This window comes from Hydrogenophaga sp. YM1, from assembly GCF_016903055.1.
Taxonomy (GTDB): domain Bacteria; phylum Pseudomonadota; class Gammaproteobacteria; order Burkholderiales; family Burkholderiaceae_C; genus Hydrogenophaga; species Hydrogenophaga borbori.
Window position 1 is genome coordinate 174,553 of the sequence record NZ_CP070223.1, and the last position, 25,710, is coordinate 200,262.

At 69.5% G+C, this 25,710-nt stretch carries 25 protein-coding genes; 13 read left to right on the forward strand and 12 right to left on the reverse strand.

The genetic code is table 11. The annotated features are described in order from the left end of the window. The first annotated feature begins 10 nt into the window (after window positions 1-10). Window positions 11-1,261 carry an acyl-CoA dehydrogenase family protein gene (locus JNX00_RS00875; RefSeq protein ID WP_204744969.1) on the forward strand — a complete coding sequence of 417 codons (1,251 nt, stop codon included), beginning with the start codon at window positions 11-13 and terminating at the stop codon, window positions 1,259-1,261. Here the strand turns inward: JNX00_RS00875 and JNX00_RS00880 are convergent. Beyond that, window positions 1,234-2,580 (reverse strand): D-amino acid dehydrogenase, encoded by a 1,347-nt coding sequence (locus JNX00_RS00880; RefSeq protein WP_070400133.1) that lies wholly within the window; start codon window positions 2,578-2,580, stop codon window positions 1,234-1,236. The two genes, JNX00_RS00875 and JNX00_RS00880, sit on opposite strands and share 28 nt — an antisense overlap. A 177-nt stretch (window positions 2,581-2,757) precedes the next feature. Between JNX00_RS00880 and JNX00_RS00885 the strand changes: the two genes are divergently transcribed. Continuing rightward, on the forward strand, window positions 2,758-3,675 hold the full coding sequence (locus JNX00_RS00885; protein WP_070400134.1) for a LysR family transcriptional regulator ArgP: 918 nt from the start codon (window positions 2,758-2,760) through the stop codon (window positions 3,673-3,675). A 57-nt stretch (window positions 3,676-3,732) separates the two neighbouring features. Here the strand turns inward: JNX00_RS00885 and JNX00_RS00890 are convergent, their stop codons facing one another. The 3 genes from JNX00_RS00890 to JNX00_RS00900 form a co-directional block, all read right to left on the reverse strand. Further along, complete coding sequence (locus JNX00_RS00890) at window positions 3,733-4,155, reverse strand: universal stress protein (RefSeq protein ID WP_070400135.1); 423 nt, start codon at window positions 4,153-4,155, stop codon at window positions 3,733-3,735. 79 nt (window positions 4,156-4,234) lie between these two features. Next, window positions 4,235-5,050: a metallophosphoesterase gene (locus JNX00_RS00895; RefSeq protein WP_204744970.1), complete on the reverse strand. Its 816-nt coding sequence runs from the start codon at window positions 5,048-5,050 to the stop codon at window positions 4,235-4,237. Beyond that, complete coding sequence (locus JNX00_RS00900) at window positions 5,050-6,027, reverse strand: LysR family transcriptional regulator (RefSeq protein ID WP_070400136.1); 978 nt, start codon at window positions 6,025-6,027, stop codon at window positions 5,050-5,052. Before JNX00_RS00900 ends, JNX00_RS00895 begins: the two co-directional genes overlap by 1 nt. A 120-nt stretch (window positions 6,028-6,147) precedes the next feature. Between JNX00_RS00900 and JNX00_RS00905 the strand changes: the two genes are divergently transcribed. Then, a complete protein-coding gene (locus JNX00_RS00905) occupies window positions 6,148-6,684 on the forward strand; it encodes a hypothetical protein (RefSeq protein WP_070400137.1) in 537 nt (178 codons plus the stop codon). An 85-nt stretch (window positions 6,685-6,769) separates the two neighbouring features. Here the strand turns inward: JNX00_RS00905 and JNX00_RS00910 are convergent, their stop codons facing one another. From JNX00_RS00910 to JNX00_RS00925, 4 genes are all read right to left on the reverse strand, one after another. Next, complete coding sequence (locus JNX00_RS00910) at window positions 6,770-8,626, reverse strand: phosphoenolpyruvate carboxykinase (GTP) (RefSeq protein ID WP_070400138.1); 1,857 nt, start codon at window positions 8,624-8,626, stop codon at window positions 6,770-6,772. Between the two features lie 348 nt (window positions 8,627-8,974). Continuing rightward, window positions 8,975-9,115 carry a hypothetical protein gene (locus tag JNX00_RS00915; RefSeq protein ID WP_175442869.1) on the reverse strand — a complete coding sequence of 47 codons (141 nt, stop codon included), beginning with the start codon at window positions 9,113-9,115 and terminating at the stop codon, window positions 8,975-8,977. 69 nt (window positions 9,116-9,184) lie between these two features. Continuing rightward, window positions 9,185-9,589, reverse strand: coding sequence for a PaaI family thioesterase (locus JNX00_RS00920; RefSeq protein ID WP_204743824.1), 405 nt, complete (start codon window positions 9,587-9,589; stop codon window positions 9,185-9,187). A gap of 47 nt (window positions 9,590-9,636) precedes the next feature. Beyond that, window positions 9,637-10,836, reverse strand: a complete 1,200-nt coding sequence (locus JNX00_RS00925; protein WP_070400140.1) for a threonine ammonia-lyase — start codon at window positions 10,834-10,836, stop codon at window positions 9,637-9,639. Between the two features lie 151 nt (window positions 10,837-10,987). Between JNX00_RS00925 and JNX00_RS00930 the strand changes: the two genes are divergently transcribed. Further along, on the forward strand, window positions 10,988-13,372 hold the full coding sequence (locus JNX00_RS00930) for an AAA family ATPase (RefSeq protein ID WP_239478224.1): 2,385 nt from the start codon (window positions 10,988-10,990) through the stop codon (window positions 13,370-13,372). An 87-nt stretch (window positions 13,373-13,459) separates the two neighbouring features. Here JNX00_RS00930 and JNX00_RS00935 read toward each other — a convergent pair whose 3' ends face one another. The 3 genes from JNX00_RS00935 to JNX00_RS00945 form a co-directional block, all read right to left on the reverse strand. After that, entirely contained in the window at window positions 13,460-13,804 is a 345-nt protein-coding gene (locus JNX00_RS00935) for a hypothetical protein (protein ID WP_070400141.1), read from the reverse strand. A 178-nt stretch (window positions 13,805-13,982) separates the two neighbouring features. Beyond that, window positions 13,983-15,971, reverse strand: coding sequence for a RecQ family ATP-dependent DNA helicase (locus tag JNX00_RS00940; RefSeq protein WP_070400142.1), 1,989 nt, complete (start codon window positions 15,969-15,971; stop codon window positions 13,983-13,985). Then, window positions 15,968-16,387 carry a rhodanese-like domain-containing protein gene (locus JNX00_RS00945; RefSeq protein ID WP_070400143.1) on the reverse strand — a complete coding sequence of 140 codons (420 nt, stop codon included), beginning with the start codon at window positions 16,385-16,387 and terminating at the stop codon, window positions 15,968-15,970. The genes JNX00_RS00940 and JNX00_RS00945 overlap by 4 nt, the downstream gene beginning before the upstream one ends. 71 nt (window positions 16,388-16,458) lie before the next feature. Here JNX00_RS00945 and JNX00_RS00950 point away from each other — a divergent pair, with 71 nt between their 5' ends. The 9 genes from JNX00_RS00950 to JNX00_RS00990 all read left to right on the forward strand — a co-directional run bounded on the left by JNX00_RS00950 (window position 16,459) and on the right by JNX00_RS00990 (window position 24,813). Continuing rightward, complete coding sequence (locus tag JNX00_RS00950) at window positions 16,459-17,502, forward strand: homocysteine S-methyltransferase family protein (protein ID WP_070400144.1); 1,044 nt, start codon at window positions 16,459-16,461, stop codon at window positions 17,500-17,502. Window positions 17,503-17,718: 216 nt separating this feature from the next. After that, the gene (locus JNX00_RS00955) at window positions 17,719-18,669 is read left to right on the forward strand and encodes a TerC family protein (protein ID WP_070400145.1); all 951 of its coding nucleotides are present in this window, start codon (window positions 17,719-17,721) and stop codon (window positions 18,667-18,669) included. A 55-nt stretch (window positions 18,670-18,724) separates the two neighbouring features. Next, a complete protein-coding gene (locus tag JNX00_RS00960; protein ID WP_204743825.1) occupies window positions 18,725-19,936 on the forward strand; it encodes a PAS domain S-box protein in 1,212 nt (403 codons plus the stop codon). Then, window positions 19,933-20,625, forward strand: a complete 693-nt coding sequence (locus JNX00_RS00965) for a response regulator transcription factor (RefSeq protein ID WP_070400147.1) — start codon at window positions 19,933-19,935, stop codon at window positions 20,623-20,625. The genes JNX00_RS00960 and JNX00_RS00965 overlap by 4 nt, the downstream gene beginning before the upstream one ends. Window positions 20,626-20,759: 134 nt before the next feature. Beyond that, window positions 20,760-22,169: a CmpA/NrtA family ABC transporter substrate-binding protein gene (locus JNX00_RS00970; protein WP_204743826.1), complete on the forward strand. Its 1,410-nt coding sequence runs from the start codon at window positions 20,760-20,762 to the stop codon at window positions 22,167-22,169. A 2-nt stretch (window positions 22,170-22,171) separates the two neighbouring features. Continuing rightward, window positions 22,172-23,041, forward strand: coding sequence for a nitrate ABC transporter permease (gene ntrB, locus JNX00_RS00975; protein WP_204743827.1), 870 nt, complete (start codon window positions 22,172-22,174; stop codon window positions 23,039-23,041). A 58-nt stretch (window positions 23,042-23,099) separates the two neighbouring features. After that, window positions 23,100-23,906 (forward strand): ABC transporter ATP-binding protein, encoded by an 807-nt coding sequence (locus JNX00_RS00980; protein WP_239478225.1) that lies wholly within the window; start codon window positions 23,100-23,102, stop codon window positions 23,904-23,906. A 65-nt stretch (window positions 23,907-23,971) separates the two neighbouring features. Then, window positions 23,972-24,415: a cyanase gene (gene cynS / locus JNX00_RS00985; RefSeq protein WP_070400151.1), complete on the forward strand. Its 444-nt coding sequence runs from the start codon at window positions 23,972-23,974 to the stop codon at window positions 24,413-24,415. A gap of 158 nt (window positions 24,416-24,573) precedes the next feature. Next, window positions 24,574-24,813 carry a hypothetical protein gene (locus JNX00_RS00990; protein ID WP_070400152.1) on the forward strand — a complete coding sequence of 80 codons (240 nt, stop codon included), beginning with the start codon at window positions 24,574-24,576 and terminating at the stop codon, window positions 24,811-24,813. Window positions 24,814-24,828: 15 nt separating this feature from the next. Here JNX00_RS00990 and JNX00_RS00995 read toward each other — a convergent pair whose 3' ends face one another. Further along, window positions 24,829-25,701, reverse strand: a complete 873-nt coding sequence (locus JNX00_RS00995) for a pirin family protein (RefSeq protein ID WP_070400153.1) — start codon at window positions 25,699-25,701, stop codon at window positions 24,829-24,831. Between the last annotated feature and the right edge of the window lie 9 nt (window positions 25,702-25,710).

Sequence of the window (25,710 nt, forward strand, 5' to 3'; positions counted from 1 at the left end):
ACGCGAGCCCCTGAACACCGGCCTGGACTTCACCCCCGCCGTGGGCGACATGGCCTTCACGCCATTGCAGCGCGAACTGCTCACGGTGGCGAACCGCCTGGGCCGCGAGAAGTTCGCGCCGCGCGCCGCCCAGTGGGACCGCGAGGCGAGCTTCCCCTTCGCCAACTACGAGGATCTGCGCGAGGCCGGCTTCCTGCGCCTGTGCGTGCCCAAGGACCACGGCGGCCTGGGCGCCGACTACCCCACCTACATGATGGTCGCGGCCGAGGTTGGCCGCTTCTGCGGTGCCACCGCGCTCACCTGGAACATGCACATCTGCAGCACCATGTGGACCGGCGTGCTGGCCGACGGCATCCCCATGACCGAGACCCAGCGCGCCGAGCACGCCGCGCGGCGCGAGCTGCACTTCCAGCGCATCGTCGACCAGGGCGCGGTCTACGCCCAGCCCTTCAGCGAAGGCTCGGCCGCCGCGGCCGGGCGCGCGCCTTTCGGCACCACGGCGAAGAAGGTGGCGGGCGGCTGGCTCATCAACGGCCGCAAGATCTTCGCCAGCCTGTCGGGCGCGGCCGACTACTACGGCATCCTCTGCACCGAGGACGTGGAAGGCAAGGACCCGGACCCGCGCGACACCATGTACATCAGCGTGCCCGCCACCAGCGAGGGCCTGGCCATCAGCGGCGACTGGGACCCGCTGGGCATGCGCGGCACCGTGAGCCGCAACCTCACGTTCAAGGACGTGTTCGTGAGCGACGCCGAACAGCTCATGCCGCGCGGCATCTACTTCGTGGGCGCGCAGACCTGGCCGGCCATGTTCTTCACGCTCGCGCCCACCTACCTGGGCCTGGCCAACGCGGCCTACGACTTCACCGTGAAGTACCTGCGCGGCGAGGTCGAGGGCGAGCCGCCGGTGAAGCGCCGCCAGTACCCCACCAAGCAGATCGCGGTGGCGCAGATGCGCCTGCAGCTGGAGGGCATGAAGGCGCTGTTCTCGCGCGCCATCCAGGAGGCGCGGCCCAACCCGGGCAAGGACGAGAAGCTGCGCCTGTACGCCGCGCACCACGCGGTGATGGAAGGTGCCAACGACATCGCGCGCCTGGCCATCCGCACCTGCGGCGGCCAGAGCATGATGAAGCACCTGCCGCTGGAGCGCCTCTACCGCGACAGCCGCTGCGGCTCGCTCATGCTGCCCTGGACGGCCGAGCTCATCGTCGACCGCATGGGGCGCGAGACGCTTTACGAACCGGGCGAGAAGGACGCCTGAGCCGGCGCGCCGCGCGCCGCCCGCGCGGCCTCCATGCCATGGAAGCCGAAGGCCATGGCCGGGCGTTCGCCGCTGATGAGTTCGGCCAGGGCCTTGCCCGAGCCCGCGCCGTGCGTCCAGCCCAGGGTGCCGTGGCCGGCGTTGATCCACAGGCCCTTTACCGGCAGGCGGCCGATCAGCGGGATGTTGGTGGGTGTGGCCGGGCGCAGGCCGGTCCAGAAACGCGGGTTGCCGCCCTCGGCCGGCAGGCGCGTGTCGGCCACGCCGGGGAAGACCTGCTCGATACGGCGGACCAGCATCTCGCCGCGCTGGCGCGCCAGCGGTGTGTCCAGCGAGAGGTCGAAGCCGCCGAGCTCGATGGTGCCGGCCACGCGCAGTTCATTGCCCAGGCGCGACATCGCGATCTTCAGGCTGTCGTCGATCATGCTCACGACCGGCGCCTGGTCGGGCTTGAGCAGCGGCAGCGTGGCGCTGTAGCCCTTGCCGGGGTAGATGGGCACGCGCACGCCGATGCGCGCCAGCAGCGGCGTCGTGTACGAGCCGCAGGCCACCACGGTCGCGTCGGCCTTGAGGGCGCTGAGCACGCCGGTGGCGCGGCTGCGCACGCGCACGGCGTTCAGCGCGCCGCCGGTGGCGTCCAGGTGTTCGATGTCGTGGTTGAACAGCAGGCGGGCGCCGCGCGCGGCGCACAGGGCGGCGAGCTGTTGCGTGAAGACCCGCGCGTCGCCCGACTCGTCGCTCTCGGTGAAGGTGCCGCCGACGATGCGATCGGCAAAGGACGAGAGCGCGGGCTCGATGCGCAGCAGCTCCTCGCGCGAGACCACGCGGCGTTTCACGCCGAAGCGCGCCATCAGCTCGGCCGCCGCGGCCGCGCCCTCGAAGGACTTCTGGTCCACGTAGTAGTGCGCGATGCCGCGCTCCAGGCGCTGGTACTCAATGCCGGTCTCGCGCACCACGTCCTTGAGCGCCGCGTGGCTGTACGAGCCCAGGGCCACCAGCTGGGCCACGTTGCGCTCGAAGGCCGCGTCGTTGCACTGGGCCAGGAACTGCAGGCCCCAGCGCCACTGCGCCGGGTCCAGTTGCGGGCGGAACAGCAGCGGCGAGGTGGGCGAGAACATCCACTTCAGTGCCTTCAGCGGCGCTTCGCGATTGGCCCAGGGCTCGCAGTAGCTCACCGAGATCTGCGCTGCGTTGGCGAAGCTGGTCTCCAGCGCGGCGTCGGGCTGGCGGTCCACCAGGGTGACCTCGTGCCCGCGCTGCAGCAGGTGCCAGGCGGTGCTCACGCCGATGATGCCGGCGCCCAGAACGGTGACTTTCATGGCTTTCTCCGAACAGCGGATCGCTGATCCCGGCAGTGTCGGGAAATCGCCGATTCAGGTGAAGCGAGATTCAAGCAAAATCGAGTTCATCAGTTTGACTGATACAAGATCGCACCCAGAGCCCCGCCCGACCGCCCGAAGGGGCTCGCATCGACGCGCATTGCGCGGAGGCCTTTGATGAGCACCTTCGACCCCGACGCCCTGGAATGCCTGGCCGCCATCGTGGAGGAGGGCGGCTTCGAGCGCGCCGCCCAGCGGCTGTCGATCACGCAGTCGGCCGTGTCGCAGCGCCTGCGCGCCCTGGAAGCGCAGGTGGGCACGGTGCTGATCGTGCGCAGCCGCCCCCTCAAGCCCACGCCGGCCGGGCAGCTCATGATCAAGCACGCCAAGATGATGCGGCTGCTGCGCGCCGACCTGGACAAGGACCTGAAGGAGCTGGCGCCCAGCAGCGCCGCCACCGCCCGCGGCGAGGAGCGCATCTCGGTGGCCATCAACGCCGACAGCATCGCCACCTGGGCGCTGCCCGCGCTGGACGGGCTTGCGCGCGAAGGCCTGCCGATCGAGATCATCACCGACGACCAGGAGTTCACCCACGAGTGGCTGCGCGAGGGCCAGGTGCTGGGCTGCGTCACCTCCCTGGGCCAGGCGCTGCGGGGCTGCCGGATGGAGCCGCTGGGCGTGATGGACTACGTGCTGATCGCCCAGCCGGGCTTCGCGCGCGAGCACTGCCCGCGCGGGCTGAACACGCAGAATTTCCACCGCCTGCCCTTCATCGCCTTCAACCGCAAGGACCACCTGCAGCACGCCTTCGTGTCCGAGGCCTTCGGGCTGCAGCGCGTGCTGCTCAAGCAGCGCTTCGTGCCTTCCAGCGAGGGGCAGGTGCGCGCGGTGCTGGCGGGCTGGGGCGTGAGTGTGGTGCCCTGGCTGCTGGTGCGCGAGCTTATCGAGCGCGGTGAGCTGGTGGACGTGGCGCCCAAGCACCGCCTGGGCGTGGCGCTGCACTGGCATTGCTGGAATCTCAGCTCCGATGTGCTCGACGCCCTGAGCGCGGCCCTGCGCGCGGCCGCCGCCCAGAGTCTGCGCCCACCGGCTTGAGGCGGGCGTGAAAAAGCCGCCCGCTGGCGGCTCCTTGGGATCGATCGCGCGGGCGGATCAGCGCACGATCAGCACCGGCGCCGAGCAATGGGCCAGTACCTTGGTGGCCACCGAGCCCAGCACCAGGTTGCCCAGTGCGCCGTGGCCGTGCGAGCCCATGATGACCATGTCGAACTTGCCCGAGTTGGCCGTCTTGGCGATGACCTCGCCGGCCGAACCGGTCTTGTGCAGCAGCTTGGCCGTGATGCCGTGGCGCTGCAGGAATTTGTTCACCGGACCGGTGATCTTGGCCGCTTCTTCTTCGTAGTACTGGTTCGCCACGTCGGCGCCGACGGCGGCGCGCGCCCGCGGGGGCAGCGGCGACTGGACCGTGATCGCGCTGAAGTCGTTGTCGGCGCTGAACAGCTCGTCGTGGGTGGTCAGGTAGGCGAGCATCTTCTTGGTGTACTCACTGCCATCGACGGCCAGCAGGATCTTCATCGCGGTTCTCCTTGGGGTTCGCTGTGGTGATTGACGGGCCGAGTGTACGGGCCCCATCGGGCCGCGGCTTTGCGCCGGATCAAACGGGGCGGGTTTGCGGCGCCACGTCGACCAGGCAGACCGGATCGAAGGCGAGTTGTTCCTGCTTCTCGCGGTAGCCCAGGGGGTTGGCGCGGATGCGGCAGCGGCCCACGCGCACGTCGGTGGGGCAGTGCAGGTGGCCGTGCAGCCAGAGGTCGGCCATCGGGAGCAGGTCGTCGAGCGCGTTGCAGAAGCCGGCCGTGCCGGGCGTGAGGCCATAGCGCGGGTCGGCGCTGTGCAGCGTGGGCGCGAAATGGGTGATGGCCACCGTGGGGCCGTCGAAGGGCTGGGCCAGCGCCTCGCGCAGCCAGGCCTGGCACTCCAGGCCGAGCTCGCGCATGGCGGCGGCGTCGAACAGCCGGCCGTGGCGCCGGCCGGCCATCTGGCGCAGGTAGTGGTCGGCGGCGCGAAAGGCTTTCTCGCGCTGCAGCAGCGGCTCGCTGCCGGGCGGGCGGATGGCGTCGTAGTCGCTCCACAGCGTGGTGCCGACGAAGCGCACGCCGCGCCAGACCCAGGTCTCGCGCTCCAGCCAGCGCAGGCCCAGGCGCTCGCAGGTGGCGCGCAGGGCGGCGTGGGCCTCGTCGACATCGAGCGCGTCGTACTCGTGGTTGCCCGGGAGGTAGAGCACCGGCACCGGCCAGTCGGCGAAGCGGCGCAGGCCCCAGTCGGGCTCGGGCATGGCGCTGCCGTCGCGCCGCCGCTGGTAGGAGCCCACGTCGCCGGCCAGCACCAGCAGGTCGGCGCCGGGGGCGGGTTGGGGCAGGAAATCGCGGTTGGCCTCGAGGTGCAGGTCGCTCAGCAACTGGATCTTCATCATGGGCCGATTGTGTCCGTGCTCTGCAGGCCGCTGCGCGCGGCCGAGCGCGACACCGCCTCGCGCAGCCAGCGGTGGGCGGCGTCGTGCTGGCGCTGGCGGTGCCACAGCGTGTCCACGTGCACCTCGGGCACGGCCAGCGGCAGCTCGCTGATGGCCAGTTCATCCTCCATGCCGGTGGCCGACAGGAAGTGGCGCGGCAGTACGGTGAGCAGGTCGGTGGTGGCCACCACGCGTCCGGCGGTGAAGAACTGGTTGACCGTGATCACCACCCGGCGCTGGCGCGAGCGCGCGGCCAGGGCCTCGTCGACGAAGCCGAAGGGCCGGCCCGAGAAGCTGACCAGCAGGTGGCGCGCGGCGCAGTAGGTGTCCAGCGACAGCGGCTGGCCGGCCAGCGGGTGGCCGCGGCGCATGACCACCACGTAGTCGCCGTCGTACAGGCGTTCGAAGGCGAAGCGCGGCAGTTCGTCCTGTTGCTGCCGCGCGCCGAGCTCGGCGATGACGGCGGGGAAGTGCCCGATCGCCAGGTCCACCGCGCCGCTTTCCAGCAGCTCGCGCGGGTCGCGCGTGGTCAGGGGCAGCACGCGCAGGTTCACGCCCGGCGCCTCGCGCTCGAAGATGTCGATCAGGCTGGGGATCAGCTTGGCCGAGGTGGCGTCGGCCATGGCGAGCTGAAAGGTGCTGGTGGCCGCGGCGGGGTCGAAGGCGCCCGGCGCCAGCGCGCCGCGCAGCAGGTTCAGGGCCTCGCGCACCGCTGGCCACAGGGCCAGGGCGGTGGGGGTGGGTTCGACGCCGAAGCCCGCCCGCCGAACCAGCTCGTCGCCCAGCAGCTCGCGCAGGCGACGCAGGGCGTTGCTCACCGCCGGTTGCGTCATGGCCAGGTTGTGCGCCGCCCGGGTCAGGTTGCGCTCGGCCATCACCTCGTCGAAGACGCGCAGCAGGTTCAGATCGAAGGTGCGGAAGTTGGGTGAAATCATATATACCGTGAATGGTATACATCATCAGAATAAAGTGGCGAGATATACGGGTTATCCCTATATTCCCCCTGTCCACAAGAGTTCGTTTCGTCCACAAGACGTGGTTTTCAGGAGTTCGCCATGAGCACCGTTCTCACCGCCCCCTCGCTGTCCGCTGCCCTGCGCGCAGACACCCCCACCGCCGCCCCCGCGTCCGAAGGCGCCCGCGGCCTGAGCGCCCTGCTGCTCGCCGCCGCCATCGCCACGCTGATCGTCGTGGCCGATCAGCTGATCGACACCTGGGCCGACGGCCACCTGATGCTGGCCTGGGTGCTGCTCTGGGCCCTGGTCTTCGCCGGCCTGGCCCTGTTCGCCGACAGCGCCCGCCGCGTGGCGCGCCGTGCTGTGGCCGCGCTCGACGACTGGTCGCGTTCGCTGGCCGAGGCCCGCGCCGACATGCGCCTGTGGGAAATGGCCCGCCACGACCCGCGCCTGATGAGAGACCTGATGGCCGCCCGCGACCGCGCCGAGCAGGAGCCGACCGCCACTGACTTCGTCGAAGCGCTCGCCCCCCTGGGCCTGCCGGAAACCGCCAAGGCCGCCGCGGCGCCGCAGGCCAGCTACTGGGAGCGCCTGGCCGCCAGCCGCGCCCGCTACGCCAAGCTGCACTTCATCTGAGCTGTCACGCGCCCAGCAAAAAGCCACCCCGCGGGGTGGCTTTTTCTTTGTGGCCGATCGGATGGTCGATCGGCCGGGATGGCGCTCAGGCCGCCAGGCGTTGCTCGATGCGCGCCTTGGTGTCCGTCAGCTCGCGCGGCAGGTGGTAGGCCAGCTGCTGGAAGAGCTCATCGTGCAGCTTGAGTTCTTGCACCCAGGCGGCCTTGTCGATGGCGGTGACGGTGCGGTACTGCTCGGCGCTGAAGTCCAGGCCGTTCCAGTGCAGGTCCTCGTAGCGCGGCGAGACGCCGAAGGCGTGCTCCACGCCCTGGCCCTGGCCTTCCAGGCGGTCGATCATCCACTTGAGCACGCGCATGTTCTCGCCGAAGCCCGGCCAGACGAACTTGCCGTTCTCGTCCTTGCGGAACCAGTTGACGCAGAAGATGCCCGGCAGCTGGGCGCCCCGGGCTTGCAGCTGCGCGCCCAGGTTCAGCCAGTGCTGGAAGTAGTCGCTCATGTTGTAGCCGGTGAAGGGCAGCATGGCGAAGGGGTCGCGGCGCACCACACCCTGCGCGCCGAAGGCCGCGGCGGTGGTCTCCGAGCCCATGGTGGCGGCCATGTAGACGCCTTCCGTCCAGTCGCGTGCCTGCGTCACCAGCGGCACCGTGGTGCTGCGGCGGCCGCCGAAGATGAAGGCGTCGATGGCCACGCCCTTGGGGTCGTCCCAGGCGGCGTCCAGCGCGGGGTTGTTGGTGGCGGCCACGGTGAAGCGCGCGTTCGGGTGGGCGGCCTTGGCGCCGGTTTCCTTGGCGGTCTGCGGCGTCCAGTCCTTGCCCTGCCAGTCGATGGCGTGCTCGGGCGCCGGGCCCATGCCTTCCCACCACACGTCGCCGTCGTCGGTGAGCGCCACGTTGGTGAAGATCACGTCCTTGTTCAGGCTGGCCATGCAGTTGGGGTTGGTGGCCGTGTTGGTGCCGGGGGCGACGCCGAAGTAGCCTGCCTCGGGGTTGATGGCATAGAGGCGGCCATCCGCGCCGGGCTTGATCCAGGCGATGTCGTCGCCGATGGTGGTGACGGTCCAGCCTTCGAAGCCCTTGGGCGGGATCAGCATGGCGAAGTTGGTCTTGCCGCAGGCGCTGGGGAAGGCGGCCGCCACGTGGTATTTCTTGCCCTGCGGGTTGGTCACGCCCAGGATCAGCATGTGCTCGGCCAGCCAGCCCTGCTGGCGGCCCATGGTCGAGGCGATGCGCAGCGCGAAGCACTTCTTGCCCAGCAGCGCGTTGCCGCCGTAGCCGGAGCCATAGCTCCAAATCTCGCGCGTTTCGGGGTAGTGGACGATGTACTTGACGGTGGGGTTGCAGGGCCAGGACGTGTGGTCCTTCTCGCCGGCCTTGAGCGGCGCGCCCACGGTGTGCACGCAGGGCACGAAGTCGCCGTCGGTGCCCAGCACATCGAACACGGCCTTGCCCATGCGGGTCATGAGCTTCATGTTCACGGCCACGTAAGCGCTGTCGGACAGCTCCACGCCGATGTGGGCGATCGGGCTGCCCAGCGGGCCCATGCTGAAGGGCACCACGTACATGGTGCGCCCGCGCATGCAGCCGTCGAACAGCGGCTGCAGGGTGGCGCGCATCTCGGCCGGGGCTTTCCAGTTGTTGGTGGGGCCGGCGTCTTCCTGGCGCTCGCTGCAGATGAAGGTGCGGTCTTCCACGCGCGCCACGTCCGAGGGATCAGAGCACGCCAGGTAGCTGTTCGGGCGTTTGGCCGGGTTCAGCCGCTTGAAGGTACCGGCGTCCACCAGGCCCTGGCACAGGCGGTTGTATTCCTCGTCACTGCCGTCGCACCAGACGATGGTGTCCGGCTTGCACAGGGCGGCCATGTCGGCAACCCAGGCGATCAGGCGGGCGTGTTTGACGTAGGAGGGGGTGTTGAGGGCCAGGCCCTGCATCACGGGAGAGTTCATCGAGTGACTCCAGAGTTTGATAACCGGCGGTCGCCCAAGACGGGGACAGCCGCGGGCAGCGGCTGTCGGCGTGGGGATCTGGGCGAGCAAATTCGGGTCGACTGCGCCGGCTGCCCATCGGTGGATGGCGGCAGCCCGGGCGGCCAGCGGGGCGGTGGCCTCGCGGGGAGGGGCGTCAATCGACGACTGGGTCGATTTTAGGATTTACCCCTCAGGGTTACTAACGGGTTACATGCAAAACCCGCATGACGTGATGCAATTGACGGCGGTTCCGGCGGACCCAGGCGCCGGCGCCCACAAAAAAGCCGGCCCCCCGTGGCGGGCCGGCCCGGTGCCCGACAGGCGGTTTCAGGCCATGAACACGGCGATGAAGGCCAGCAGGAACATCAGCACGCCGCCAGCGAGGGGCAGCACGATGGGCATCAGCGGGGTGATGGCCTCGACCACGTCGTCGGTGTGCTCGGGGGTGTGGTGTTCTTGGTGGGCCATGAAACGCTCCGGTCTGGTCTCTAAAACACGCGATTTTAGGCCAAGAGGGCCCTTGCCCCCCGGCAGACCCTACAGCAGCGCGTAGGTGGTCGTGGCACGGCACACGCTCTTGCCGTCGGCGGCGCCGCGGATGTCGATCTCGCCGAAGGCCAGGCTCTTGCCGGCGCGGATCACGCGCGCCTCGACCAGGGCGTCCTGCCCGGACAGGGGCTTGAGGAAGCTGGTGTTCATCTGCACCGTGGTGCAGGGCCGGAACTCGCCGAACTGGCGGATCAGCGCCAGCACCATGGCGGTGTCGGCGGCGGCCATCATGGCCTGGCCGCAGAGCATGCCGCCCACGCGGCTGAGCTGGTCGCTCTGCGGCAGGCGCAGGGTGACGGCGCCTTCGGCGCTGCCGTGGACCACCAGGCCCAGGGCCTGGACCCAGGGGGCGAAGTACTCGGCCAGGGCGGCCTGCAGGGTGCTGTTGTCCATGGCGCGCGATTATGGGGAGGCGCGCCCGGCGCCGGACGTCGCGCGCTTTACTGCTCGTGGGCGCCGAAGCCGGCGGCGTTGAGCGCGTCGATCACCTGATTCACGTGCTCGCGCCCGCGCGTCTGCAGCACCAGTTCGATCTCCACGTTCTGGGCCGCCAGCAGGGTGAAGGCGCGCTGGTGGTGCACCTCGTCGATGTTGGCGCCCGCTTCGGCCACCAGGGCCGTGATGCGGGCCAGGTTGCCGGGCACGTCGCGCGCGTTCACGGCGATGCGCGCCAGCCGGCCGGCGCGCACCATGCCACGCTCGATGATGGAGGCCAGCAGCATCGGGTCGATGTTGCCGCCGCTGAGCACCAGGCCCACGCGGCGCCCCGCGAAGCGCTGGGGGTGCTTGAGCAGGGCCGCCAGGCCGGCGGCGCCCGCGCCCTCCACCAGGGTCTTTTCGATCTCCAGCAGCATCACGATGGCCTGCTCGATGTCGCCTTCGTCGACCAGCAGCAGGTCGTCCACGCGCTCGCGCACCAGGGGCAGGTTGATCTCGCCGGGGGTGCCCACCGCGATGCCTTCGGCGATGGTGCTGCTGCCCTGCGGGTGCCGCGTGCCCTTGATGGCGTTGACCATGGCCGGGAAGCGCTCGGTCTGCACGCCGATCACCTCGATGCCCGGCTTCAGCGCCTTGGCTGCGGTGGCGATGCCGCCGATGAGCCCGCCGCCGCCGACCGCCACCACCAGGGTGTCGAGCTCGGGCACGTCGGCCAGCATCTCCAGCCCCACCGTGCCCTGGCCGGCGGCGATGGCCTCGTCGTCGTAGGGGTGCACGAACACCAGGCCCTGCTGCTCGGCCAGGTGGCGCGCGTGGGCGCGGGCTTCGTCAAGGGTGTCGCCGTGCAGCACCACCTCGGCGCCGAAGCCGCGCGTGCGCTCGATCTTCACGCCGGGCGTGAAGCGCGGCATGACGATGACCGCGCGCAGTCCCAGGCGCTGCGCGTGGTAGGCCACGCCCTGGGCGTGGTTGCCCGCGCTCATGGCGATCACGCCGCGCGCGGATTCCTCGGGCGTGAGCTGCGCGAGCTTGTTGCACGCACCGCGCTCCTTGAACGAGGCCGTGTACTGCAGGTTCTCGAACTTCAGGAACACCTGGCAGCCCGTCAGCTGGGACAGCGTGCGCGATTCCACGCAGGGCGTGCGCAGGACCTGGCCGTCGAGGCGGGCCGCCGCGGCGCGGATGTCATCTATTTGCAGCATCCGGCGATTGTGGCGCCGCCGCGTGGGAAAAGCCCCGGAACGCCCGTCATCGCGCCCTTCCATCGCGCATCAAGCTGCGTTATGGTCCGCCGCACAGGGGCCCGGCACCGTGGCGCCCCGTCACGCTGGAGGTTGTCGCAGGAGCCTGCGCATGAGCAAACGGCAGTTGTCACCCGGTCCCGCGGTCCGCTCGCCCGAGGCGCGCGCCTTGGGTGAAGGGCGCCTTCACGTGCCGCACGGCCTCAAGCAGGCGCCCGTGCTCGACCTCATGTGCTCGCACTTCGTGCTGACGCTGGCCGCGCGCCAGGGGCCGCGCTTCAACGTGCGGCGCGACCTGAACACCCTGCTCTCGCTGGCCGGGCGCCACCTGGTGTGGCCGCACACCGTGCTGCAGCGCCTGCGCGAGTTCCTGCAGCGGCGCTGCCGCGACAACGAGCTCTGGGCCGGCCACGACAGGCTCTCCACGGCCGCCTTCATGGACCGCTACGGCGTCTGGCGCGGCCCGTACGAGGAAGGCACCCTGTTCTTCTACCTGGACGAATACGCCAAGGAAGCGCCCAAGGACCTGCTCTCGGTGCTGGCCGTCACCGGCGACTGGCTGAGCCAGGCGCTCAAGAAGCAGAGCACCCTGGTGGAGAAGAACATCGACGCCCTGGCCGGGCTGCTGCAGCTCAACCGCGCCGAGCGCGCCCTGCTGCTGTACGGCACGCTGGCGCGCTACCAGCGCGACCTGCGCTCCATCCTGGTCGAGTTCAAGGTGAACAACGCGCCCGAGGCCTACGCCGCCATCGCCGACGTGGCCGGCGTCAAGGCCAGCGAAGTGGGCGAGGCCCTGCGCGCGGGCTCGCGGCTCGAGCGCATCGGCATGGTCGAGAACCTCATCTCCGAGCACAACATCACCGACCTCGCCGACCTGATGAAGGTCAGCGAGAAGCTGCCGCCCGTGCTGATGCGCGAATACCGCTCGCAGAGCGAGCTCATGGCGGTGTTCACGCGCCCGGCGGCGCGTTCCACGCTGGCACCCGCCGACTTCGACTACGTGTCCGACGACGTGCGCCTGCTCAGCGGCCTGCTGCGCGAGGCCGTGGCGCGCAAGGAGGCCGGCGTCAACGTGCTGCTCTACGGTCCGCCGGGCACCGGCAAGACCGAACTGGCGCGCGTGGTGGCCAAGGCCGCCGGCCTGGAGCTGTTCGAGGTCGAGTACGCCGACCGCGACGGCAACGCGCTCTCGGGCCGCGACCGCTACCGCTCGCTGCAGATCGCCCAGGTGTTCCTCAAGGGCACGGCGCAGTCGGCGCTGCTGTTCGACGAGGTGGAAGACGTGTTCCCGCCGATCTCCAGCGAGGCCGCGCAGTTCATGGCGCGCGCCGAGCACGTGGCCGCGCCGCACAGCCATTCGGTCAGCGGCAAGGCCTGGGTGAACCAGGTGCTGGAGTCGAACGCCGTGCCCACGCTGTGGATCACCAACCGCATCGAGCAGATCGACCCGGCCTTTCGCCGCCGCTTCGCCTACCACCTGGAACTCAAGAGCCCGCCGCCCGGCGCGCGCGAGCAGTTGGTGCGCAAGACGCTGGAAGGCGCGGCCGTGAGCGAGGCCCTGGTGGGCCGCCTGACCGAACGCAAGGGCCTGACGCCGGCGCAGATCCGAACGGCGGTGCGTTTCGCCGAACTGGCGGCCGCGCCGGCGCGCGCCACTGGCCGCAAGGCCGCCGCGCGCCTGGGGCCGCCGCCCCTGCTGGACGAACTGATCGAACGCCAGCTGCGCCACGCCGACCAGGCCCTGGGCCGCGCGCCCGACGTGCTGCAGCGCCCCAGCGTCACGCAGTACAGCCTGGACATGCTGCACGTGGAGTCGCGCCACCCCATCCCGCGCATCATCGATGCGCTCAAGGCGCGCGGCCACGGCTGCCTGTGCTTCCACGGCGCGCCCGGCACCGGCAAGACGGCGCTGGCCGAGCACATCGCCCAGCAGCTCGGCCGCCCCCTGATGGTCCGGCGTGCGAGCGACCTGGTGAGCAAGTTCGTGGGCGAGACCGAACAGCACATGGCCGCCATGTTCCGCGAGGCCGAGGCCGAGCACGCGGTGCTGCTGCTCGACGAGGCCGACAGCTTCCTGCAGGACCGCCGCGGCGCGCAGCGCACCTACGAGGTGACCGAGGTCAACGAGATGCTGCAGGGCATGGAGCGCTTCGCGGGCATCTTCGTCTGCACCACCAACCTGATGGACAGCATCGACCAGGCCGCGCTGCGCCGCTTCACCTTCAAGATCCGCTTCAAGCCGCTCACGCGCGCGCAGCGCGAGACCATGTTCGTGGTCGAGGCCCTGGGTGGCCATGGTGAGCGCCTGGACGACGGCCTGCGCCAGCGCCTGGCGCGCCTGGAGCAGCTCTGCCCTGGCGACTTCGCCGCCGTCAAGCGCCAGGCCGAGATCCTGGGCGCCGCCATGGAGCCGGCCGAATTCCTGGACCAGCTCGAGGCCGAGCACCGCATCAAGCCCGAGGTGCGCGAGGCGCGCGGCATGGGTTTCGTGCACTGAAGTTCTCCCGCCCCAAACAAAAGGCCACCCGAAGGTGGCCTTTTGTTTCGCGTGCCCGGGGTCACCCCAGGGGCGCGGCGGCAGAGGTCAGTGCAACAGGCCCATGGGGCGGCTCGGCACCTCGTCCGCCGAGTAGTCGGGGTGGTTGTCCACGAAGTAGCGCAGCTTGGCGTCCAGGCGGCCCACGCGCTTGTTGGCCTCGCCCTCGTGGTGGTGCTTGCAGATCAGGTTGAACAGCTTGCCGCGCAGGAACCACAAGTCGCGCGGGGTGCGGCAGTTCATCAGGGCGGCGTGCAAGCGCACGCGCAGGGGGTCCTGGATGTCGGCCATGGCCGAGTGGAATTCATCGACGACATAGTCCAGGTCCAGGGCCAGGGTGTCGTGGTAGCTGGGGGCCCTTCGCTTGGACAGCCAGGGCAGGCGGAAAAACATGACGCGCTCCGTGCAATCGATTCGTTGAGACCGTGGAGCGGAGGCCGCCCCTTGCATGGAACATCGGCATGAGGGCCGTCGGCTTGAGCGGCGCATCACGTGCGACAGACGGTTGGCCGACGGGCGGTCGGCACTGTCACCCGATGGTTTTCGGCTGGGGCCCGCAGGACTTGAGGGCTCAGAGAAAAGCACTCACCACCTGGATGACCGCGTCGCCGTACGCCGCGCGCTTTTTGAGGCCGATGCCGCTGATGCCGTCCAGGTCGGTCACGTCGGTGGGCCGGCGCTGGGCGATGGCGCGCAGGGTCGCGTCGTGAAAAATCACATACGCGGGCAGGTTGTGCTCCTTGGCCACGCCGGCGCGCCAGGCCTTGAGCGCCTCCAGGCAGTCGCGCTCGGCCAGGCTCAGCGGCGTGCCGTCGTCGCCCACCGGCGGTTTGGCGCGCGCGCTGCGCGAGCGCGAGGGCGCGCGTTCGGCCTGGATGCGCAGGCGCACCTCGCCCTCGCCCTTGAGGATGGCGCGCGCGCCGTCGGCCAGGTGCAGGGTGTTGTAGGGCGCGTCGTCCACGCGCACCGCCTCGATGGCGATCAGCTGGCGCAGCAGCGCGCGCCACTGCGTCTCGCTCCAGTCGGCGCCGATGCCGAAGGTGCTGAGCCGCTGATGGCCGTTGGCCTCGACCTTCTCGGTGGCCTTGCCGCGCAGGATGTCCATGATGTGGCCCGCGCCATAGCCGTGGCCGCTGGCCTGCTGCACGCGGTAGATGCACGACAGCAGCTTGCGCGCGGGCTCGGTGGCATCGAACAGCTCGGGCGGGTTGAGGCAGTTGTCGCAATTGCCACACATGACCCCCCACGCTGCGCCGCTGCGCGGGTCGCTGCCCCCCCGATGGGGAGGCGTTTCGCCTTGGGGCGGCCCGGCGGCGAAACCGGCGTGCGGTCCTTGGTAGGTCTCGCCAAAGTAGGCGAGCAGGCGCACGCGGCGGCAGTCGCTGGCCTCGGCCAGGGCGAGCAGGGCGTCGAGCTTGCCGCGCAGCACCTGCTTGAATTCGTCGGGCGCCGGGCTGTCGTCGATCATGCGGCGCTGGTTCACCACGTCCTGCAGGCCATAGGCCATCCACGCGTTGGCGGGTTCGCCGTCGCGGCCCGCGCGGCCGGTCTCCTGGTAGTAGCCCTCGATGTTCTTGGGCATGTCTAGGTGGGCCACGAAGCGCACGTCGGGCTTGTCGATGCCCATGCCGAAGGCGATGGTGGCCACCATGATCAGGCCCTCTTCGCGCAGGAAGCGGTCCTGGTGCTGCTGGCGCACGGCGGCGTCCAGGCCGGCGTGGTAGGGCAGGGCCTTGAAGCCGGCCTGCTGCAGCATGGCCGCCACTTCTTCCACGCGGCGGCGCGACTGGCAGTACACCACGCCCGCGTCGTGGCCCTGGGCGTTGCTGTGCTCGTCGCGGATGAAACGCTGCAGCTGGGCCGTGGCGTCCTTCTTCTCGACCAGCTGGTAGCGGATGTTGGGGCGGTCGAAACTGCTGATGAAGGTGCGCGCGTCCTGCAGCTGCAGGCGCTCCACGATGTCGGCGCGCGTGAGCGCGTCGGCCGTGGCGGTGAGCGCGATGCGCGGCACGCCGGCGAAGCGCTCGGGCAGCACCGCGAGCTCGCGGTATTCGGGGCGGAAGTCATGGCCCCACTGGCTCACGCAGTGCGCCTCGTCGATGGCGAACAGCGACAGCCGGCCCTGCGCGTGCAGGCTCTCCAGCATGGCCTGGCAGCGCGCGGTGAGCAGCCGCTCGGGCGCCACGTAGAGCAGGGTGAGGTCGCCGCGGCGCAGCTGCTGTTCGATGCGCTGGGCCTCCTCCAGCGAGAGGCTGCTGTTGAGGTAGGCCGCACTCACGCCGGCCTCGGTTAGCGCGCCCACCTGGTCGTGCATCAGCGCGATCAGCGGCGACACCACCACCGCCACACCGTGCCCGCCCTGGGCGCGCACGATGGCTGGTATCTGGTAGCACAGCGACTTGCCGCCACCGGTGGGCATCAGGACCAGGGCGTCGCCGCCCTCGCTGACGTGGCTGACGATCTGCGCCTGCGGGCCGCGGAAGGCCTCGTAGCCGAAGACCGACTGCAGCACCTCGACGCAGGCCTCCAGCGTCTCGGCGCCGGCGGCGACGTCGATCACATCTGTTCCCACGGCAGCCCGTCGTGGCGCCAGCCGTTCACGGTGGAGCGCTTGAAGTGTTCGTTGAGCTCGCCCTCGAAGCCGTGCAGCACGTGGGCGACCTCGCTGAAGCCCGCGGCCTCCAGCGCCTTGCCGGCGTCCAGCGTGCGCTTGCCGCTGCGGCAGATCAGCAGGATCGGCCGCGCCTTGTCGCCGGCCTCGCGGGCCACGGCCTCGGCGAAGCGCGCCGGATCGGGCGTGAGGTCGGGGTATTCGTACCAGGGGATGTTCTCGACACCGGGCGGGCGGCCCACGTAGAGCGATTCGATCTCCATGCGCACGTCCACGAACAGCGGCGGGTCCTGGCCCAGCGCGGCGCGGCGCGCGGTTTCGGCCTGGAGCCAGGTCCAGGCTTCCTGGGGGGACAGGTGTTTCATGGGCGCGTATTGTCGGCCATGCCACGCCCTTGCCCTGTGTGGGGGTGGGGAGCGCTTCATACAATGCCCCGATGGACAAGTCCCCCGCTTTCACCCGTGCCCAGGCCCTGCCGGCCATCCTCGAGCAGCGCATCGCCATCCTCGACGGCGCCATGGGCACCATGATCCAGCGCTTCAAGCTGGACGAAGCCCAGTACCGGGGCGAGCGCTTCAAGGACTTCCACAAGGATGTCAAGGGCAACAACGAGCTGCTCAGCCTGACCCGGCCCGACGTCATCCGCGACATCCACGAGGGCTACCTCGCCGCGGGTGCCGACCTGATCGAGACCAACACCTTCGGCGCCACCAGCATCGCGCAGGACGACTACGACATGGCGGGCCTCGCGCGCGAGATGAACGTCGCCTCGGCCCGGCTGGCGCGCGCGGCCTGCGACAAGTTCAGCACGCCCGACAAGCCGCGCTTCGTTGCTGGCGCCCTGGGCCCCACGCCCAAGACCGCCAGCATCAGCCCCGACGTGAACGACGCCGGCGCGCGCAATGTCACGTTCGAGCAGCTGCGCGCGGCTTACCGCGAGCAGGTCGAGGGCCTGCTGGAGGGCGGCGCCGACGTGCTGCTGGTCGAAACCATCTTCGACACCCTCAACGCGAAGGCCGCGCTGTTCGCCATCGACGAGGTCTTCGAGGCCACGGGCGAGCGCCTGCCCCTCATCATCAGCGGCACCGTCACCGACGCCTCGGGGCGCATCCTCAGCGGCCAGACCGTCAGCGCCTTCTGGGCCAGCGTGCGCCACCTGCAGCCCCTGGCCGTGGGCCTGAACTGCGCGCTGGGCGCGGCCCTCATGCGGCCCTACATCCAGGAGCTCGCCAAGGTCGCAGGCGATACCTACATCAGCTGCTACCCCAACGCCGGCCTGCCCAACCCCATGAGCGACACCGGCTTCGACGAGACGCCCGAGGTCACCAGCCGCCTGCTGCACGAGTTCGCGGCCGAGGGCCTGGTCAACATCGTGGGCGGCTGCTGCGGCACCACGCCGGACCACATCGCCGCCATCGGCCGCGCGGTCTCGCCGCTGGCGCCGCGCCACCGCGCCGCCTTCTACGCCGAAACGGCCTGAATACCCGACGGCTTGCCGGGAATTGCCCGGCCGGTCGACAATCCGGCTTCCCTTCAAGGGGAGTAATCGGCCCGCCACCCCGCGCACAGCGAGGCATCGGCGGCGCGGCGTTCTCGTCAATTCGCGGCCCGAAAGGCCGCCGGGAACGCCCAGGCCACCGACGGTGGCCCGCGACCAGACCTTGGGGTGTTCGTCAACACCAAACCGAGGTCTTTCATGGAAAGCATTGCCCCGCTGTGGCTGTGGGGGGTTTTCGTCGCGTTCGTCGTGGCGGCCCTGTTCGTCGATTTCGTCCTGCTGAAGAAGCAGGGCGCCCAGGCCGTGGGCGTCAAGGAGGCGCTCAACTGGTCGCTCGCCTGGATCGCGCTGAGCTTCGTCTTCAACGGCCTGCTCTGGTGGGCCATCAAGGACAGCAGCGGCTCCACCGCGCTCGCCAACGAGAAGTCGCTGGAGTTCCTGACCGGCTACCTGATCGAGAAGAGCCTGGCGGTCGACAACATCTTCGTCTTCCTGCTGATCTTCAGCTACTTCGCGGTGCCGGCCGCGTACCAGAAGCGCGTGCTCATGCTCGGCATCCTGGGCGCCATCGCGCTGCGCACGGTGATGATCCTGGTCGGCGGCTGGCTGCTGGCGCAGTTCCACTGGATCCTCTATGTGTTCGGCGCCTTCCTGGTGCTCACCGGCGTGAAGATGTGGTGGGCCGCCGGCAAGGAGCCCGCGCTGGACGACAACCCCGCGCTCAAGCTGCTGCGCCGCCTCATGCCCGTGAGCCAGGACTACGACGGCGAAAAGTTCTTCACCGTCGAGAACGGCAAGCGCATCGCCACGCCGCTGCTGATGGTGATCGCCCTGGTGGGCGTGACCGACGTGATCTTCGCCGTGGACTCCATCCCGGCCATCTTCGCCATCACGCGCGACCCCTTCATCGTGCTCACCAGCAACGTGTTCGCCATCCTGGGCCTGCGCGCCATGTTCTTCCTGCTGCAGGCCGTGGCCGGCAAGTTCCACCTGCTGAACTACGGCCTGGCGGTCATCCTGGTCTTCATCGGCACCAAGATGATGCTGATCGACGTTTTCAAGATCCCGGTGGCGGTGTCGCTGGCGGTGGTGGTGGGCATCCTGGCCATCACCATGGTCTGGAGCGCCAAGACGGCGCCGAACACCTGAGCCCCCGCGCCCCGCGGCGCACCAACATGGCACAGGCCTTGCTCTTGCCCGTGCCATGCCGCCCGCGGACTTTCCCGAACTGATCAGCGCCGCCGTGGCCCCGTCCACGGCGGCCTGGCGCGACCCCCTGGGCCTGCTGCTGGCCAGCACGGGCGAGGGCGTTTTCGGCGTCGACCTGGACGGCCTGTGCGTGTTCATCAATCACGCCGGCGCTCGCATGATCGGCTACGAGCCCGTCGAGCTGCTGGGCCGCAACATGCACGCGCTCACCCACCACTCGCACGCGAACGGTGCGCCCTATCCGGTGGAGGACTGCCCGATCTTCAACGCCTTTCGCGCGGGCGAGCCTTGCCGCATCGATGCCGAGGTGTTCTGGCGACGCGACGGCAGCGCCTTTGCGGTGGAGTACAGCAGCCACCCCATCGTGGACGGCGGCCAGGTGCGCGGCGCCGTGGTCACGTTCATCGACATCACCGAGCGGCGCCGCGCCGCCGACGCCCTGCGCGGCGCCAAGGAGCAACTGGAGCAGCGGGTGCGCGAGCGCACCCGCGCGCTGGAGACCGCGCTGCGCCAGGTGCGCGAGCTGGCCGCGCGCAGCGAGGCCGTGCGCGAGGAAGAGCGCACGCGCATCGCGCGCGAAGTGCACGACGAACTGGGCAGCCTGCTCGTGGCCTTGAAGATGGACGTGAACTGGATGGACAGGCGCCTGTCCGAGCAGGCGCGGCGCCAGCCCGAGGAGGCCGAGGGCATGCGCGAGCGCATGCGCTGCAAATGCCAGAACATGAGCCGGCTGATCGAAAGCGCGGTCGACAACGTCGGGCGCATCATCACCGACCTGCGCCCCAGCATCCTCGATCACCAGGGCCTGTGGGCCGCGCTGGAATGGCAGGCGCAGGAGTTCGTGGCCAGCGCCGAACTCGCGCTCGATTGGCGCATGGCGGTGGACGGCGCGCCGGAGCCTGCCGAGCCGCTGGCCATCGCGGTCTTTCGCATCTTCCAGGAAATGCTCTCTAACGTAGGCCGCCACGCGCGTGCCCGTCGGATCGCCGTGCGCATCCGTCACCGCAAGGGCCTGCTGCGGCTGTCGGTGCGCGACGATGGCATCGGCGCCGCCCCCCAGGCCTTCGAGGCGGCCAACGCCTACGGCGTGATGGGCATGCGCGAACGCGCGGGGCACTTCGGGGGCGACATCCGGATCAAAAGCGTCCTGGGCCGCGGCACGCACATGGAACTCACCATCGCGCTGCCGCCCGGGGAGGTGACATGAACAGCCAATACAGCGAGGCCAGCCGCTTTGATCTGCTGGCCGACACCATCCGCGTGCTGATCGGCGACGACCACCGCATCGTGCGCGAAGGGCTCAAGCAGATCCTGGCCGACGCGCCCGACGTGAGCGTGGTGGCCGAAGCCCAAAGCGGCGAGGACGTGCTCACGCAGGTGCGTGTGCTGGGCGGCAGCGAAGGCCTGGACCTGGTGCTGCTCGACGTTGCCATGCCGGGCATCGACGGGCTGGACGTGCTGCAGCGCCTGCGCAAGGAGCACCCGCACCTGCCGGTGCTCATGCTCAGCACCTATCCCGAGAAGCAGTACGCGGTGCGCTGCATCCGCCTGGGCGCCTGCGGCTACCTCAACAAGGGCGCCGACCCCGACGACATGCTGCTGGCGGTGCGCAAGTGCGCGGGCGGCGGCCGCTACCTCACACCCGCCACGGCCGAGGCCCTGGCCGCCGCCGTGGGCAGCGGCGGCGCGCAGGCCGGCCCCGAGGCGCTCTCGCACCGCGAGCACCAGGTGTACCGCCTGCTCACGCAAGGCCTGACCGTGAGCGAAATTGGTGCGCGGTTGGGCCTGGCCTCGAACACGGTGAGCACCTACCGGGCGCGTGTCCTCGAAAAGACCGGCGCCAAGAACGACGTCGAGCTGGCGCTGTACGCCGAAAGGCAGCGTTCCGGCGCCTGAGGCGGCGCCTGTGTAGGGCTGGCCCTACGCCGCGTCGCCGCAGCGCCCGCGAAATCGCGCGCGCATCCGCCGTGGCACGGCCACTGGCCCGCGGCTTGCAATCCACCGCGCATCTCCCACACACGAGGTGCGCCATGTCCGACTTCTTCGACCCGTACAACGCCGACAAGCCGCTGATGCTCAAGTGCAGCTGCGGGCGAGATCACAGCATCGCCGAGCACCAGGCCGAAGAGGCCGCTGCCGCGCAGGCCGCGGGCGCGCTGCGCGAGCGCAGCGAGAGCAGCGAGTTCGAGGCCTACAGCCGCGACTTCATCGAGGCCACGCTGGTGAAGGCACTGTTTCCGCAGGACGCGGTGCGCCGGCGCTTCCTTCGCGCCGTGGGCAAGGGCACGGCCATGGCGGCCATCGCCAGCGTGCTGCCCATCGCCAGCCTGCAGGCCATGGCGCAGGAGAAGGGCCGGCTGGAGAAGACCGATCTCAAGATCGGCTTCATTCCCATCACCTGCGCCACGCCGCTGATCATGGCCCACCCCCTGGGCTTTTATCAGCGCGAAGGCCTCAATGTGGAGGTCATCAAGACGGCGGGATGGGCGCTCATCCGCGACAAGATGATCAACAAGGAGTACGACGCCACGCACTTCCTGTCGCCCATGCCGCTCGCCATTTCCATGGGCGTGGGCTCCAACGCCACGCCCATGAACGTGGCCACCATCCAGAACACCAACGGCCAGGCCATCACGCTGCACGTCAAGCACAAGGACAGGCGCGACCCGAAGCAGTGGAAGGGCTTCAGGTTCGCCGTGCCCTTCGAGTTCTCGATGCACAACTTCCTGTTGCGCTACTACGTGGCCGAGCACGGGCTCAACCCCGACACCGACATCCAGATCCGCGTGGTGCCGCCGCCCGAGATGGTGGCCAACCTGCGCGCCGGCAACATCGACGGCTACCTCGGCCCCGACCCGTTCAACCAGCGCGCGGTATACGACGAGGTCGGCTTCCTGCACGTGCTCACCAAGGACCTGTGGAACGGCCACCCCTGCTGCGCCTTCGGCACCAGCGCCGAATTCATCCGCCAGAACCCCAATACCTTCGCGGCGCTGTACCGCTCGGTGCTCACGGCCGCGGCCATGGCCCGGCAGCCCAAGAACCGCGAGCTCATCGCCAAGGTGATCTCGCCGCAGGCCTACCTGAACCAGCCCGAGACCGTGGTGGCCCAGGTGCTCACCGGTCGTTTCGCCGATGGCCTGGGCAAGATCCAGAACGTGCCCGACCGCGCCGATTTCGATCCCATGCCCTGGCAGAGCATGGCGGTGTGGATGCTCACGCAGATGCAGCGCTGGGGCTACATCAAAGGCGAGGTCAACTACCACCAGATCGCCGAGCGCGTCTTCCTCATCACCGACGCGCGCCGGCACATGAAAGCGCTCGGCCAGGACTTCAAGGCCGGGCCGGGCTACGAGAAGCACACCATCATGGGCAAGGTGTTCGACCCGGCCAGACCGAAGGATTACCTCGACAGCTTCGCGGTCCGCAAGGCGGCTTGAGCATGAAGGCGCTGAACCTGAACCTGCGCGCCGCGCTGGTCTCGCTGCTGCTGCTGGTGGTCTTCGTCGGCGCCTGGCAGATCGGCACGGGCGGCGGGGGCGCGCCCTCGGCCGCCGCCCCGCTCACGCCGGAAGAGCTGGAGTACGCCAAGCTCATGGGCAAGGACCCGGGCGCGGCCGTGGTCAAGTCGGACGGCTTCCCGCCCCCGCTGGCGGTGGCCGAGGCCAGCTGGAAGCACCTGTCCGATCCCTTCTACGACAAGGGCCCGAACGACAAGGGCATCGGCATCCAGATCGCGCATTCGCTGGCGCGCGTGGGCCTGGGTTTCGCGCTGGCCATGCTGGTGGCCATCCCGCTGGGCTTTCTCATCGGCATGTCGCCGCTCATGAGCAAGGCCTTCGATCCCTTCGTGCAGGTGTTGAAGCCCATCAGCCCCCTGGCCTGGATGCCGCTCGCGCTCTACACGCTCAAGGACAGCAATGTCAGCGGCATCTTCGTCATCTTCATCTGCTCGGTCTGGCCGATGCTGATCAACACCGCCTTCGGCGTCGCCTCGGTCAAGCGCGACTGGCTCAACGTGGCCGCCACGCTGGAGGTGAACCCGCTGCGCAAGGCCTTCCTGGTGGTGCTGCCCGCCGCCGCGCCCACCATCCTCACGGGCATGCGCATCAGCATGGGCATTGCCTGGCTGGTCATCGTCGCGGCCGAGATGCTGGTGGGCGGCACCGGCATCGGCTATTTCGTGTGGAACGAGTGGAACAACCTCTCGCTCACCAACGTGATCTTCGCGGTGCTGGTGATCGGGGTGGTGGGCATGCTGCTCGACCTGATGTTCGCGCAATTGCAGAAGGCGGTGACCTATGTGGAGTGACGGCCGGCAACAGGGCGTCGCAGCCGCGACACGCGCCACACAAGCACAAGGCAATTCCATGAGCGCCCATTCCCGCGCCTTCCTGCAGGTCGAGCGCCTCGCCAAGGCCTACCAGGCCGACAAGCCGGTCTTCGCCAACGTCGACTTCGGCATCGACCGGGGCGAGTTCGTCTGCATCATCGGCCACAGCGGCTGCGGCAAGACGACCATCCTCAATGTGCTGGCCGGCCTGGACACGGCCAGCGCGGGCCACGCGTTCATGGACGGCCGCGAAATCGCTGGCCCCAGCCTGGAGCGCGGCGTGGTCTTCCAGGGCCACGCGCTCATGCCCTGGCTCACGGTGCGCCAGAACATCGCCTTCGCGGTGAAGTCGCGCTGGCCCGACTGGAAGAAACCCGAGGTCGAGGCGCAGGTCGAGAAGTACGTGGCCATGGTGGGCCTGAGCCCGGCCATCGACAAGAAGCCCTCGCAGCTGTCGGGCGGCATGAAGCAGCGCGTGGGCATCGCGCGCGCCTTCGCCATCCAGCCCAAGATGCTGCTGCTCGACGAGCCCTTTGGCGCGCTGGACGCGCTCACGCGCGGCACGATCCAGGACGAACTCCTGGGCATCGTGCGCGAGACGCGGCAGACCGTGTTCATGATCACCCACGACGTGGACGAGGCCATCCTGCTGGCCGACCGCATCCTGCTCATGAGCAACGGGGCCGAGGTGGATGGCGCTTACCGGCCGGGCGGCCTGGCCGAGGTGGTGGACAACCCCTTGCCGCGCGAGCGCACGCGCACCCAGCTGCACCACCTGGACGGCTACTACGCCCTGCGCAACCACATCGTCGACTTCCTCGTCTCCCGGGCGAAGGCGCATTGACCGGCGACACCCCGCAGCCCCCGCTCCAACCCTTTCACCCCGCCACCACAACGAGACCACCCACCATGAGCCGCATCGAAGTCACCGAGAAGATCATCGCCACCAAGGTCAGCAAGGGCCTGAAGTGGGAGGACGTCGCCAAGAAAGTCGGCCAGTCCAAGGAGTGGACCACGGCCCTGTGCCTGGGTCAGATGACCGCCACGCCCGCGCAGGCCAAGGTCCTGGGCAAGGTCTTCGGCCTGACGGCCGAGGAGCAGAAGTGGCTGCAGGTCGTGCCTTACAAGGGCTCGCTGCCCACCAGCGTGCCCACCGACCCGCTGATCTACCGCTTCTACGAACTCATCAGCGTCTACGGCACCACCTTCAAGGAGCTCATCCACGAAGAGTTCGGCGACGGCATCATGAGCGCGATCGACTTCAAGATGGACATGAAGCGCGAGAAGGACCCGAACGGCGACCGCGTGAACATCGTGATGTCGGGCAAGTTCCTGCCGTACAAGCAGTATTGACCCCGCGGTGCTGCGCGCCTGCCCCTGGAAAGGCGGCACCAACGGCCCGTCGGAGCCGGTTCCGTGGTGTCTCCGGAGCGGGCTGTCGCGGGCGAGGCGTGCGTGGTGAACCTTGGAGGCCCTTCGGTTACCTACCGGCTCGTTCCCGGCGAGCCGACATGTACTGCCGCACCCTCAAGTACCGCGATCCCTACGGCTGCTTCTCCATCCTGGTGGAGGAGCGGCCCGACGGTTCGCTCACGCTCTGGGAATTCGACGTGCCCGGCAACGGCATGCGCCGGCGCCACGTGATCGACAAGGTGGCCGACAGCCTGGCGCGCGAGGGCCGGCCACTGCGCGTGGTGTGGGGCGCGGCGCGGGTGCAGCGCAGGAAGGCGGACGACCCGTACGGGTCTTAGGCCGGCCTGCGCGGCCTAGGCCTTGGGCAGCGGGATCCACTCCTGGTCGTCTCCCGGCGGCAGCGGGATGCGCCCGGCGGCCCAGTCCGCCTTGGCCTGCTCGATGCGCTCCTTGCGTGAGGACACGAAGTTCCACCAGACGTGCCGCTCGCCCAATGGCTCGCCACCGAAGACCATCAGCGTGCTCGGCACGCGCGCGGTGACGAGCGCGTCGGCGTCGTCGCCGAACACCAGCAGCTGCCCGGGGCGGTAGACCTCGCCCGCGTACTCGATCTCGCCGCGCGCCACGTACACCGCCTGTTCGCGGTGGCCGCCGGGCAGGGCCAGGCTGGCGCCGGCCTGCCATTCGGTGTGCAGGTAGAACAGCGGCGAGTGCGTGCGCACGGGGCTCTTCAGGCCATAGGCCTCGCCCGCGATCAGGCGCATCCACACGCCGTCCCGTTCGCGCACCGGCAGCTCGCTGGCCGGGTAGTGGGTGAAGGCCGGCTCGGTTTCCTCGTCCCGCTCGGGCAGCGCCACCCAGAGCTGCATCAGCTCCAGCCCGCCGCCCGCGAAGGAATCGGGGTGGGTGAAGCGCTCGCTGTGCGAGATGCCGCGGCCGGCGGTCATCCAGTTCACGTCGCCGGGCACGATGTCTTGCACCACGCCCAGGCTGTCGCGGTGCTTGATCTGTCCGCTGAGCAGGTAGCTCACGGTGGACAGGCCGATGTGCGGGTGCGGTCGCACGTCGGCCGCGCGCGTGTCCTCGGCCGCCAGCGTCACGGGGCCGGCGTGGTCCACAAAGATGAAGGGGCCGACCATGCGGCGTTTCGCGTAAGGCAGCACGCGCCGCACCGTCAGGCCGTGGCCCAGGTCGGCGGCGCGCGCGTCGATCACCATTTCCAGCATCGGGGTCTC